Genomic DNA, 13,752 nt, shown 5'->3' with positions numbered 1-13,752 from the left:
AGGGGGAGCCGTCATGAATGTTGCATTAATTGCGCACGATAAGAAAAAAGAAGATATGGTCGAGTTTACAACTGCTTATACACATGTACTAAAGAATCATCACTTATTTGCTACAGGAACAACAGGGACCCGGATTATGGAGTCAACAGGTCTTTCGGTCCATCGTTTTAAATCTGGTCCGCTTGGCGGCGATCAGCAGATAGGCAGTATGATTGCAGAGAATAAAATGGACATGGTTATTTTCTTTCGGGATCCGTTGACTGCCCAGCCGCATGAGCCTGATATCAGCGCGTTAATGCGGTTATGTGATGTGTATCAAATTCCTTTAGCGACCAATATTGCCGGCGGGGAAATTTTCATGCACGGGCTGAATCGGGGCGATTTTCAGTGGAGAGAAATCGTGAAGGAAGATTAAGAAAGAAGGGGAATTGTGAAGAAAATAGGAATTACATGCTATCCAACCATTGGCGGTTCAGGAGTAATCGCTACAGAATTAGGTAAGAAATTAGCGGAAAAGGGTCATGAAATACATTTTATCACCTCCAGTATGCCCTTTCGTTTAGAAAAAGTGTATGTGAATGTGTATTATCATCAGGTAGAGATGAGTCATTACCCTGTATTTCAATATCCGCCTTATGATTTAGCTTTAGCTGCCAAGATGGCAGAGGTGATCGACCGCGAAAAATTGGATATTCTTCATGTTCATTATGCGATGCCGCATGCTATTTGCGGTATTTTAGCAAGAGATATGGCGAAGCATCCTGTAAAAATTGTCACTACCTTACATGGAACAGATATTACTATACTGGGCATAGATAACACGTTAAAGCCTATTATCCGTCATGGTATCGAACAATCCGATGCAGTTACCGTTGTTTCAGAAAGCTTGCGTAAACAAACTGTAGACATGCTGGATATCCAGAAAGAAATGGATGTAATTTATAACTTTATTAATGAAAATGAATACTACCCCCAAAAAGGGGCGGAGCTGCGCAGCCAATTTCAGATAAATGCTTCTGACAAAATTATGATTCATATCTCGAACTTTCGGAAGGTAAAACGGGTCCAAGATATCATAGATACCTTTAAAATAGTTAATGAAAGCATTCCTTCCAAATTATTATTAATTGGTGACGGCCCGGAATATTCAGATATGGTTCAGCATGTTAATGAATTAGGGCTGAAAACAGAAGTACATTTTCTGGGGAAACAAAATAATGTCAGTGATATACTGGCAATGGCAGATGTAATGCTGCTTATGTCTGAAAAAGAGAGCTTCGGGCTAGTATTATTAGAAGCGATGGCTTGCGGCGTGGCTGGGATTGGAACCAATGTCGGCGGTATTCCTGAAGTATTGACCCATGATAAAACAGGGTATATTGTAGAGCTTGGAGATATCGAACAGGCTGCATCATACGCTATTGAGCTTTTATCAGATCCGGAGAAGCAACACCAATTTTCAGAAGCAGCTATCGAGCATGTGCGGAATCATTTTGCATCCGCAAAGATTGTTAACCAATATGAAGCTTTATACGACAAGGTTTTAGAAGAAGGGAAAAGAGGCTAGAAGCATGCTACCATCTATTTTCCATAAGGCAGCAAACATAATTTCCATCATAGAAGAGCATCATTACGAAGCATACTTCGTCGGCGGCTGTGTACGCGATTATATTATCGGCCGTCCTATTCATGATGTAGATATTGCATCATCAGCTTTCCCTTCGGAAATACAAGCAATTTTCCCGAAGGTCATCCCGGTGGGAATCGAGCATGGTACTGTGATTGTCCGGTATGAACAGGAATCTTTTGAAGTAACTACTTACCGGACAGAAGGGACCTATACAGATCACCGCCGGCCGGATGAAGTTCATTTTGTCCGCGATATAAAAGAAGACTTAAAACGCAGAGATTTTACCATGAATGCCATTGCCATGGATGCCAATGGCAAGGTATTAGACCCTTTTGGAGGAAGAGAGGACATTGCCGGCAGACGAATCCAGACGGTAGGTGATGCAGCAGACCGGTTCAAAGAGGATGCTTTGCGCATTATCCGTGCGCTGCGTTTTTCCAGCCAACTAGGGTTTTCCATTGAAGTTAATACAAAAGAAGCTATGAAAAGCTGCAGAGCATTAATAGATAAATTAGCAGTGGAACGGTTAACCGTTGAATTAGAAAAATTATGTGCTGGTGCTTATTTTAGCAAAGCAGTGGAGTATATTTTTGAATTAGAGCTCTATCACCACCTGCCTATTTTTAAAGACACTCCGCTGCTGTTAAAGGAAATAGAACCTGTTGCTTCGCTTGCTCCTGTTTTTGCCTTTGTCGAGCTAAATAGTGAGTCTATCACAGCAGCAGACTGTACCAAGGCCTATAAATGTTCCAATCAATTAAAGCAGCAAGCAAACACGCTTGTAGATGCATATCATCGCTATAAAGAGAATGGAATAGATGCCTGGTTTGTCTATCAGCTGCCAAGGAAACAGTGGGACTTTTTCATATACTTAGTAAAACAGACAGATAAGAAAATCATCGATATAGAAGTATTTTATTCTATCCGGAAGAAGCTTCCTATTTTATCTAAAAAAGAGCTTTGCGTGAATGGATATGATTTAATGAAATGGTTTCCTGAACGTCCAAAAGGTAAATGGATAAAGCAGCAATTAGATGCAATAGAATATCAAATTGTTACCTCCAAGCTGGCAAATGAAAAATCGAAAATAAAGGACTGGATACAATGGAATCTACCCGTTCAAGATTAATCAAACTATTATCCGAAAATAAAATGAGCTACATCTCTGGCCAAGCGCTCTCTGAACAATTAGGCATTTCCCGGAATGCAATCTGGAAGCATATGAAGGATTTGGAAAGTGATGGCTATCATATTGATGCGAAAAGAAGTCAGGGCTACCGGATTGTTTCGTTTCCGGATAAAGTCAGCAGTAATACGATCCGCTGGGGTTTGGAAACAAAATGGATGGGGCATCATATTATTCATAAAGAGGCAACACCGTCGACTCAAATCATTGGACACGAAGCAGCACGGGACAATGCTCCGGATGGCACGATCATCATTGCAGAGGAACAGACAGCAGGCAGAGGAAGAATGAAAAAGAATTGGTTTTCGGATAAAGAAGGTTTATGGGCGACCCTCCTGCTCAGACCGCCTATTCCACCAAATAAAGCTTCCGAACTGACGCTGTTAACAGCAGTTGCTTTAAGAAAAGCACTCCATCAGCTGACCGGATTACCCATCGGTATCAAATGGCCGAATGATTTATTGATCGGAGATAAAAAACTCTGCGGTATTTTAACAGAAATGCAGGGAGAGCAAGACCGAATCAATTATGTTTTAATTGGTATCGGCTTAAATGTGAATCAGGTTGAAGCGAGCTGGGATGCTTCCATTCGGGATATTGCAACCTCCTTAAAAAGAGAGTCCGGGAACAGCTGGGATAAGATTAAAATCGTTCAGACAATATTAAAGCATTTTGAAAATACATATGAGATGTATTTAAACTATGGTTTTAAAGCTATTAAATCGGAATGGGAAGAACATGCCTTTAAAATAGATGAAAATATTAAAATCAAAACATTTCATGAAGAGTGGACCGGCCGATTTTTAGGGATTACTGACGAAGGAGCCCTGATTGTGGAATCAGCGGAAGGCAGTCCTGTAACGCTCTATTCTGCTGAAATCACATGGTTTGACCGCTAGAAAAAATAAAAATTAGATTGGAGGTGATCTGTTGCGATATGTTGTGATTGACCTGGAAACGACCGGAAATTCTCCGTCAAAGTCGGGAAAAATAATTGAGATAGGCATGGTTGCGATTGAAAATGATGAAATTAAAGAAACAAAGACGACCTTATTAAATCCGAATCAGCCTATCCCTCCATTTATTTCTCATCTGACAGGGATTCATGATGGAGAAGTAAAGGACGCCCCGTTATTTAGCGATGAAGCGGAAGAAATCACCCGGATTTTAAAGGACAGTTATATTGTTGCACATAATGCCGCCTTTGATGTCGGCTTTCTCAATATGGAATTAACGTCGAACGGTTATCCCGAATTAAAAAATCAGGTTCTGGACACAGTGGAGCTGTCGAGAATATTATTCCCGAGTATATCCAGTTATAAATTGAGTCATCTGGCTGCGCATTTCGAGCTGCATCATGACGATCCGCACCGTGCTTTATCAGATGCGTATGTAACGGCAAAGCTATTTATGAAGTTAAAAGAGAAATTAGATCATCTCCCATATGAAACGTTATTTAAACTAAAAAATCTCGAAGAAAAACTGCAATCCGACTTAGCGGCTATCCTGGATAACCGCCTGGAAGAAATAGCATTCCGAGAGCATCCGGATAAACAAATAAAGCATTATCAGGGTCTTGCTTTTCGTATGTCTGAAAAAGAGATGAAATCTGATGCGCAGATAGACATATCGTTCGGAGAATACTTAGATGCCGTTTATAAAGAGCAGGGATCGCTTTCGAGAGCCTTTTCTTCCTATGAGCCAAGGAAAGGGCAGCGGCAAATGTCAGAGACGATTTATGATGCCTTTTCTGCAAAAAAACATGCGTTTATCGAAGCGGGCACCGGCACAGGAAAATCTTTAGCTTATTTATTGCCAGCTGTTTACCAGGCGGTTAACCAACGTGAACGCCTCGTCATCAGCACGTATACAACTCAATTGCAGAGCCAGCTGCTGGAAGAAGAAATTCCTTTATTAAGGAAAATTATCACAAGCCCTTTTAAAGTGGCTTTAATGAAAGGAAAAAATCATTACTTAAATTTAGAGAAGTTTCTTTATGAGCTTGATTACGGTCCAAAGGATAATTATGATTTTGTCCTGACAAAAGCGATATTACTTGTATGGATCACGGAGACAGAAACAGGGGATATTGATGAGATTCAACTGCCGGCAGGGGGCTATATTTTCTTTCAGAAGGTTTCTGCTGATGTAGAGAAAACAATGAACCCAAAATCGCCCTGGTTTCACCATTCCTATTATCAGCTGGCCAGACGAAGGGCACAAAAAGCTGATGTTGTCATTACGAATCACGCCTTGCTTTGTACGGATATGTTTAATGACTATGCTTTTTTACCAAGCTATCAAAAGGCCATTATCGATGAGGCGCATCATTTTGAAGAAACAGCATCCCATCATTACGGGCTAAAATTGGATTACATACAAATGCAATTTACATGTAATTATTTAGGGACAGCTGATGAGGATAAACAATTCAGTTCCGTTCTGAAAGCTTCTGATATAGGACAAAGAGAAGCATTAGCTCATAAATGGAATACAGCTATCAGAGAAGCGAAGTATGATATTGATGAACTTTTTCATCTGATTGAGCGCTTTGTCAGGTCACAGCAGAAGAACGATAAAGCAACCAGTGATTTGGGAAGAGTCCAATATCGTATCAAGCCGGAAACCTATCAGCAGGATTCCTGGCAGCTTGCTCAGGATATGGCGGCACGATTGCGTATGCATTTTCAGAGGCTGTTGGAAGTTTTATCTCAATTAATGGATACATATTCCGTGGACAATGGAGATGAAAAACAATTTCTGGAAGATATCGGTCAAATGCAGGATGCGTTAGTAAAATATATAGAAGATTTAAAAGTGATGTTCCAGGAACAAAATGAGGTAGCATTGATTAAATGGGCTGAAGTAGATTTAAAAGGAAAGCATCATAGTGTATTCCTTTACAGTGAGCCGGCGGATATCGCGCCGATACTGGCTGAAGAATTTTTCTCCCAAAAAGAGAGTATCATCTTCACCAGTGCGACATTAACAATGGGAAGCTCCTTTACATTTATAAAAGAAAGATTAGGTGTAGCTGAGCAAGATTTATTAACAGAGCAAATTGCTTCCCCGTTTCAGTATGATAAACAGGTGCAATTGTTGATTCCAACTGATTTTCCAGATATTAAATATGGAAACATTGATGATTTTGTTTATGCTGTATGTGAAGCAATCTTGTCGCTGGCAGAGATTACTTCAGGCAGAATGCTTGTCTTGTTTACCTCCTATGACATGCTGAAAAAGGCAAATGATTTGTTAAAGGAAATGATGACAGAGCAGCAATACGTCATTATTGCCCAGGGAGTGACAAGCGGAAGCCGAAGCAGGTTAAAGAAAAATTTTCAATCCTATGATCAGGCAATCCTGCTTGGAACAAGCTCTTTCTGGGAGGGCGTAGATATACCAGGAGAGGATTTATCGGCGCTTGTAATGGCAAGGCTGCCTTTTCAGCCGCCAAACCATCCTGTTTTTGAAGCGAAGTCGCATCAGATGAAAGAAGAAGGAAAAAATCCGTTTATGAACCTGTCCTTGCCACAGGCAGTTATTAAATTTAAACAAGGTTTTGGGCGGTTAATCCGTTCCTCAGAAGACAGAGGAATTGTATTTATTTGCGATGGACGGATTAAAACAGCTAAATACGGGAAATACTTTTTGGAATCCATCCCCTCCGTACCTGTTCATTATGAAGCAACACGGCATTTGATAAGTAATGCCGAAGAATGGTTTCATCAATAAATAAGAACAGCTGCTCATCAGCGGGAATATTTCCTCCCCGCTGATGCAAAGTTATTTTTTAACGGTATTTGTTTACAGAAACCGCACATCTAGGTATAGTAAATGATGAAAGATAATCTTAGAAGAAACGGATGGAATGACATGAGGGAATCAAAAAATAGATGGGTATTATGGACATTGATTATAATCACAGTCCTCTTGCTTATCGGAATAGGCTACAGCATTTATTTATATCAAATAATCAACGATAGCCGGACAGCAGGATTTGATAACACGAAAAATCAAATAGAATCGCAGACCTCTTATCAAAATGTTCATTCGATACAGGGCTACTATGGGGAAAATAATTACCACGTATTTTATGCGAGTAATGAAGACAATGAGGAGCGTCTTGTTTTTCTCCCGTTAGAAGGGGAGGAACGTGAATTAATTGCGATTGATACGGAGGATATGATGAGTGAAGAGGCTATCATAGATGCCTGGTCATCCAGCTGTGATACATGCCGCTTTGCAGATATCAGCCCTGCCTATGAAGATGGTCAGGCTCTGTGGGAAATTACGTATCATGATAAAGATAATCGGTTTGTCATGGATTATTATTCGATTGATGGACAGAGTCTGGAAGAAAGATACACGTACGATAAAATGTTCCCATAAGCGGATGAAGCTGCCGGAAAACAGTAAAAGAATCATCTTTTTTAGCAGAAAGACACAACAAATAAGAAACGTTTAATAACAAGTTGGAGGATTTTAAGATGAAGATAACAATTCAAGAAGCACCGAAACACGTAAACGAGGAGGTAACCATTGGCGGCTGGCTGGCAAATAAACGATCAAGCGGCAAAATTGCTTTCTTACAGCTTCGTGATGGTACCGGATTTATGCAAGGTGTGGTTGTGAAAAGTGATGTTTCGGAGGAAGTATTCTCAGATGCTAAAAATCTGACGCAAGAGACATCTTTATATGTTACCGGAAAGATTGTAGAAGATACGCGCTCTGATTTCGGCTATGAAATGCAGGTAAGTCATCTGGAGGTTATTCATGAAGCAACAGATTACCCGATTACGCCAAAAAATCATGGCACGGAATTCCTGATGGATCATCGTCATTTATGGCTTCGTTCTAAAAAGCAGCACGCCGTTATGAAGATTCGCAACGAGATTATCCGGGCTACCTATGAATTCTTTAATACGAACGGTTTTGTAAAGGTGGACCCGCCTATTTTAACCGGTTCCTCTGCTGAAGGTACAACCGAGCTTTTCCATACGAAATATTTCGATGAAGAAGCCTATTTATCTCAAAGCGGACAGCTTTATATGGAAGCAGCGGCAATGGCATTAGGGAAAGTATTTTCATTTGGGCCGACGTTCCGCGCAGAAAAGTCAAAAACAAGAAGGCATTTGATTGAATTTTGGATGATTGAACCAGAAATGGCATTTATGGACCACGAAGACAGCTTGCAGGTACAGGAAAACTATGTCAGCTTCATTGTACAGTCTGTGTTAGCGAACTGTAATTTAGAACTGAAAATATTAGAAAGAGATACATCTAAACTCGAGAAAATCACAGCTCCATTCCCGCGTATCAGCTATGATGATGCAGTAGAATTCTTAAAGGAAAAAGGCTTCGATGACATCGAATGGGGAGAAGATTTCGGTGCGCCGCATGAAACAGCAATTGCCGAAAGCTATGATAAGCCTGTTTTCATTACAAATTACCCGAAAGACATCAAGGCTTTCTATATGAAGCCGGACCCGGAACGTTCCGATGTTGTGCTATGTGCTGACTTGATTGCTCCGGAAGGCTATGGAGAGATTATCGGCGGATCACAACGTATTGATGACCTGGAATTAATGGAGCGCCGTTATGAAGAGCATGGACTTACTGGACCAGCGTATGCATGGTACTTGGAACTTCGCAAATATGGCAGTGTTCCGCACAGCGGATTCGGCTTAGGCCTGGAAAGAACGGTAGCCTGGTTATCCGGAGTAGAACATGTTCGCGAAACGATTCCATTCCCAAGACTGCTGAATCGTTTATACCCTTAAAAAAGCTTTAAGTGTCATATCAGAGGCGTTGGAACCTCTGTTTTACAAATACGCAATCCCTGGATTACGTTATGATTATCCATAAATCCCTTGCTCGTAAGCGAGGGGTTTTTCCTATCTTCATTATGAAAAAATGCTATACTGTTATCTGAGGTGCTAGAATGAATAAAAAAATAAATTACCAAGAAATTATCCAAGATCAAATGACTGTATCCAAAAAATTGCTAACAACTTATTACGAATTAGGTCTAAATGAAACAGAACTTATTTTACTCATACAGATTACCCGTTTTGCTGATGAAGGAAACCATTTTCCAACCCCTTTTGAATTGGCCCAATCAGGGAGTTTTTCAGAAGAAGAGGCGGCCCGTATGCTGCGAAAATTAGTACAGAAAGGGTTTCTGTCTATTGAAAAAAATGATTCTGAGCAGACGCCTATCAGTGAATCATATTCTCTAGAACCATTAATGGAAAAATTATATGAGGAAGATGCCGCTGTAGTTAATCGTGATGAAGAAAACATAGGGAATATCTTTATTTTATTTGAACAGGAATTTGGAAGACCTTTGTCGCCATTTGAAATAGAAACTATTAACAGCTGGCTGGATGAGGACGGAATAGAACCATCATTAATAAAAGCAGGGCTGCGTGAATCGGTACTTATGAGCAAATTAAATTTCAAATACATTGACCGTATTTTAAGAGAATGGAAGAAAAAAGGGATCCACACAGTACAGGACGCCAGAAAAGCAAGTCAGCAATTTCATCAGGGCAAATCAGATAATAATCATCAAACCAATACACATCCTAAAAGAGATACATCCTTTTATTATAATTGGCTGGAAGGAGATTGAGTTTATGCTGAATAATACACAAATTAGAGAATGTTTAGATGCCATGGCAGAAATGTTTCCAGATGCAGAGGGGGAGCTTGTGCATTCTAATCCCTTTGAGTTAGTTATTGCTGTTTTGCTTTCTGCACAATGTACAGATAAATTGGTTAACAAGGTAACAGCAGATTTGTTCCAAAAATATAAAACACCGGAGGATTATCTTGCGGTGCCATTAGAAGAAGTGGAAAATGATATACGTTCTATTGGTTTATACCGGTCCAAGGCAAAAAATATCCAAAAGCTTTGCCGGACATTAATTGATAATTATAATGGGGAAGTCCCGAAAACGAAAGACGAATTGGTTAAACTTGCCGGTGTCGGCAGAAAAACAGCAAATGTCGTTGCTTCTGTTGCTTTTAATGAACCGTCAATTGCCGTGGATACCCATGTGGAACGGGTATCCAAGCGCTTAGGTATCTGCAGATGGAAGGACAGTGTTGTAGAAGTAGAAAACACACTGATGCGCAAGGTCCCAAGAGATGAATGGAGTGTCACACATCATCGGATGATTTTCTTTGGGCGCTATCATTGTAAAGCCAGGAATCCCAATTGTCCCGAGTGTCCATTATTGTATCTCTGCAGAGAGGGAAAAAAGCGGATGAAGAAAATAGAGGTATGAGCTCCTTAGAAAAAACAATAAAAAATAATCCCGGCCCATCAAAAAGGACCGGGATTATTTTTTTATTCCTCTGTGTTTTCTTCATCATTGCCATTGTTGTTGTCTGATTCGTTCTGAGGCGCAGGGTCATCCGTGCTTTCCTCATCGGAATTGCTTTCTTCCTGCGGCGCTTCCTGATTATCTGAATCCCCGTTGCTGTCACCATTATCGGAGGAATCATTATTTTCTTCTTCATTCCCATTATTTGAATCATTATCATCTGTATTCGTATCTTCGGATGAATCCGATTCAGAGTCAGATCCCGAATCGGAATCGGAGCCAGAGTCAGATTCCGATTCTTCCCCGTTCTCATCTTCTGGGGGCTCTTCCTCTTCCGTTTCTTCTTCGTCTTCTTCCTCTTCTGCTTCAGGCACAGTCACACTTGTAGATGAAGAAGGGCCGCGAAGATCGCTGTTTTCTTCACTTATTGGCGTGACGGAAATATTGTAGTCGCCTGGGGTAACTCCGCTTATGTTGATACTATTTGAGCCTACATTTTCAGTATCTCCATTTACGCTTACTTCAAAGTTAGCGGATGGGCCATCATAGCTCCATGAAACATTAATGGTTTCATCTCCGTCATATTCAGCGGAAAGACCGCTCACTTCTGGTATTTCCTCTTCTTCTTCCTCTTCTTCGTCATCCTCGCCGCCAGGTACTTGAACACTTGTTGTAGCCGGGTCGCTGCTTAATGAGCCTCTTTCGGCTATAACCTGTATCGTATACTCTGCGCCTTCTTCCACATCCGAAATTTCCATGGATGTGTCACTGGTAGAAGAGAGGGACTGCATACTGCCGCCATCAATGCTGGCACTTACGTCGAAATTAACGTCTTCTTCCGAATCAGTATCATAATCCCAAGAGACTTCAATGGAATTATTGTCTTCATTATAGCTTCCAGACAGTCCGCTTACTGCGTCCAGCTCTTCATAGCGTTCAGAAACCTGACTCGGTTCCGTGCCCTTGACAAATAACTCTGTTACTTTGTTATCACTTGGTGTACTGTCACTTGCTAAGGCAGCCGGATTCGTTCCTTTTTCAATCGTCAACTCAACAACAGAATCTGGACGCGTAAAGTCAGGTGTATCCATTCCTTCTGATAAATGACTCATTGTCTGTCTGAACATTTGCTGAGACAGGGTAGTATCCTGGAGTGGTACACGGCCGCTGCCTTCTGAATCATAACCGCCAGTCCACGCTGCTATCGTATAGTTGGTCGTGTAACCGACAAACCAGGCATCCCGGCTTCCTTCTTGACCATCCATTGTCGTTGTTCCGGTCTTACCAGCAACGTTCACTCCAGGCACTGCTGCATTTGTGCCCGTACCAGAGCTGACAACAGATTTTAGCATATCCGTTACCATATAAGCCGTGTAATCTTCCATCACTTGTTCAGATTCCGGTGTTAAATCAATTTCCCGGCCATCTGAGAATTCTACTTTGGTTACGGCGTATGGCTCTGTGTAATTCCCTTCATTCCCAAATACGCTATATGCTCCAGCCATTTGCATCGGGGTAACTTCTGTTGCTGTCCCGCCAATTGCTTCACGGAGATCAAGGTTATCTGAATCAAATTCAAAGCCCAGATTTTCAGCAAATTCCTTGGAATTTTCAGGACCGACTTCTTCCATCAGTTTTACTGCTGGGACATTTAGCGATTGCTGCAGTGCATATCTCGCAGTTACCCAGCCGTTATAGGTTCTAGTGGCATTCCTTATTGGATTCGAACCTTCAATTTCATAAGGGCCTTCATCATCTAACTGATGGTACGTTGACATTTGATTATATTCAATCGCCGGTCCATAAGACATAATCGGTTTTGCAGTGGAACCAGCCTGTGTTGTACCTCTTGTAGCATAATTAAAACCGCCTTCGTTATTCAGACTGCCGCCGATTGCTTGAATAGCACCGGATTGTGTATCTAATACAACCATGGCTCCCTGTGTATTATCAGGATAACTGATTGACGATTCTTCTTCATCAAGCAGGCTTTCAACATATGGCTGTGCATCGGGATCAAGCGTTGTATATACTTTCAACCCATCCGCATCAAGCTCTACATCGTCTAGTTTTTCGTCGATTTCTTGACGAACCTGATCAATAAATGCATCGTATGGTGTCGGATCAGGACGGTCTTCTGTTAATAGAGAAGTAACATCGACACTTCTTGCCTCATCTGCCTCTGCTTCTGTAATCTTGCCATGGCGCACCATTAAATTTAACACGGTGTTCATTCGTTCTTCCGTCAATTCCGGATTTTCAAATGGGTTATAGGCTGTCGGCCGCTGTGGCAAACCAGCTAAAATAGCAGCTTCCGGCAAAGTAAGATCATTTAAATCCTCTTTTCCAAAATAGGTTTCTGCTGCCTGAGCAACACCATAGGAATGACTGCCGTAAAAAATACTGTTTAAGTACATTTCCATGATTTCTTCTTTGCTATATTGTCTTTCCAGCTTCATCGCCATCCACATTTCCTGGACTTTAATGCTTACTTTTTTCTCATTACTTAAAAATGCACGCTCTACCACCTGCTGTGTAATGGTACTTGCACCCTGAGAGCCAAATCCGCCAGTAAAGTTTCCACGGATTGCTCCGCCGATACGTCTGACATCGATTCCGTTATGGTCAAAAAAGCGGACATCCTCTGTCGCTGTTACAGCATCGATTAGTAAATCCGGCAGTTCTTCAAACCTTACTTCCTGTCTTTGTTCATCTGAACTTAAATTGGCAAATTGATCGCCATTTTTATCATAAAGTGTCGAAGCAAAAGGAACTGTTAACTGATCTTCATCAATATCCGGTGCGGTTGCAATCCAATAGGCACCAACAGCAGTTCCGCTTAAGAATAAAATCAATAATAATAACAAAGTAATTTTAATGATTTTTTTCCAAATCGGCTGTTTCTTTTTCTTCTTTGTTTTCTTTCCTTGCTGCTTTCTTCTAGCAGCTCTTGTTTGGCTCGTTTGATCTGCCATTTTTTATACCTCCATATCTATAGGTAGAGCTTATCAACAACAGATAAAAAATCAACTTTTTTCTGGTAATGAAAGGGGACAGGGTGTCCCAATTGTTTTACATGATTATAAGAAATTGATTTCTTACCACCATCAAATTGCTCCTCCCAGCAAACAAATAAATCTTTTGCATCGAATAGATAAGTTTCTTCATAAGCTCTAAACCGTAAAATAATAAAGCTGATTCCACCGTGCTTTATTACTTGCTGCATGTGATGAACTTGATGTTCATGGATATTGGCAAGCGGAAAGGATGTTTTATTTTTCGTTTCCTTTGCCTCAAAATCAATATACTTTCCTTTATAAATGCCGTTGTAATCAGTAGTTGATGCTTGTTTAAAGTATGCTTCGGTAATTACTGCAGCACTCCGTCTTGGGTAATGGACATTTACAATTTGCACGGGTGTCGGTTTTTTATGAATAACTGCCTGTCCTTGTATTCGATAAAAATCAGTGGTTTCATTTATTTCTTCTTCAAGCGTCATTCCTCTCCTGCTAAAACTTGTTTGCTTTGGTTTTATGGTTAGTGGTTTCCGCTGACCATTTGGATAATTCATTTTGCCAAGCCTCCTAACACTCTATCCTAAA

The 13,752-nt window shown here is 40.9% G+C and carries 11 protein-coding genes; 9 read left to right on the top strand and 2 right to left on the bottom strand.

All coding sequences use genetic code 11. The features are described 5' to 3' along the window. The first annotated feature begins 13 nt into the window (after positions 1–13). The 9 genes from BN997_RS17500 to nth all read left to right on the top strand — a co-directional run bounded on the left by BN997_RS17500 (position 14) and on the right by nth (position 10,111). Positions 14–415, top strand: a complete 402-nt coding sequence (locus tag BN997_RS17500; RefSeq protein ID WP_042534109.1) for a methylglyoxal synthase — start codon at positions 14–16, stop codon at positions 413–415. Between the two features lie 15 nt (positions 416–430). Beyond that, on the top strand, positions 431–1,567 hold the full coding sequence (gene bshA, locus BN997_RS17495; protein WP_042534107.1) for an N-acetyl-alpha-D-glucosaminyl L-malate synthase BshA: 1,137 nt from the start codon (positions 431–433) through the stop codon (positions 1,565–1,567). Between the two features lie 4 nt (positions 1,568–1,571). Continuing rightward, positions 1,572–2,759, top strand: coding sequence for a CCA tRNA nucleotidyltransferase (locus BN997_RS17490; protein WP_042534106.1), 1,188 nt, complete (start codon positions 1,572–1,574; stop codon positions 2,757–2,759). Continuing rightward, the gene (locus BN997_RS17485; RefSeq protein WP_042534104.1) at positions 2,735–3,715 is read left to right on the top strand and encodes a biotin--[acetyl-CoA-carboxylase] ligase; all 981 of its coding nucleotides are present in this window, start codon (positions 2,735–2,737) and stop codon (positions 3,713–3,715) included. The genes BN997_RS17490 and BN997_RS17485 overlap by 25 nt, the downstream gene beginning before the upstream one ends. 31 nt (positions 3,716–3,746) lie before the next feature. After that, a complete protein-coding gene (gene dinG / locus BN997_RS17480) occupies positions 3,747–6,551 on the top strand; it encodes an ATP-dependent DNA helicase DinG (RefSeq protein ID WP_244882402.1) in 2,805 nt (934 codons plus the stop codon). Between the two features lie 141 nt (positions 6,552–6,692). Further along, the gene (locus tag BN997_RS17475; RefSeq protein WP_042534101.1) at positions 6,693–7,208 is read left to right on the top strand and encodes a hypothetical protein; all 516 of its coding nucleotides are present in this window, start codon (positions 6,693–6,695) and stop codon (positions 7,206–7,208) included. 98 nt (positions 7,209–7,306) lie between these two features. After that, positions 7,307–8,599: an asparagine--tRNA ligase gene (asnS, locus tag BN997_RS17470; RefSeq protein WP_042534100.1), complete on the top strand. Its 1,293-nt coding sequence runs from the start codon at positions 7,307–7,309 to the stop codon at positions 8,597–8,599. Between the two features lie 161 nt (positions 8,600–8,760). Next, positions 8,761–9,453: a DnaD domain-containing protein gene (locus BN997_RS17465; protein WP_042534098.1), complete on the top strand. Its 693-nt coding sequence runs from the start codon at positions 8,761–8,763 to the stop codon at positions 9,451–9,453. A gap of 4 nt (positions 9,454–9,457) precedes the next feature. Continuing rightward, positions 9,458–10,111 carry an endonuclease III gene (gene nth / locus BN997_RS17460; protein WP_042534096.1) on the top strand — a complete coding sequence of 218 codons (654 nt, stop codon included), beginning with the start codon at positions 9,458–9,460 and terminating at the stop codon, positions 10,109–10,111. A 62-nt stretch (positions 10,112–10,173) separates the two neighbouring features. Here nth and BN997_RS17455 read toward each other — a convergent pair whose 3' ends face one another. Both BN997_RS17455 and recU read right to left on the bottom strand, forming a co-directional pair. After that, a complete protein-coding gene (locus BN997_RS17455) occupies positions 10,174–13,125 on the bottom strand; it encodes a transglycosylase domain-containing protein (protein ID WP_042534095.1) in 2,952 nt (983 codons plus the stop codon). A gap of 17 nt (positions 13,126–13,142) precedes the next feature. Continuing rightward, the gene (gene recU / locus BN997_RS17450; RefSeq protein WP_042534094.1) at positions 13,143–13,721 is read right to left on the bottom strand and encodes a Holliday junction resolvase RecU; all 579 of its coding nucleotides are present in this window, start codon (positions 13,719–13,721) and stop codon (positions 13,143–13,145) included. Positions 13,722–13,752: the final 31 nt, after the last annotated feature.

It is taken from the genome of Oceanobacillus oncorhynchi (genome assembly GCF_000821065.1).
Lineage (GTDB): Bacteria > Bacillota > Bacilli > Bacillales > Amphibacillaceae > Oceanobacillus > Oceanobacillus oncorhynchi.
This window is presented reverse-complemented; position numbering and strand designations above follow the sequence as displayed.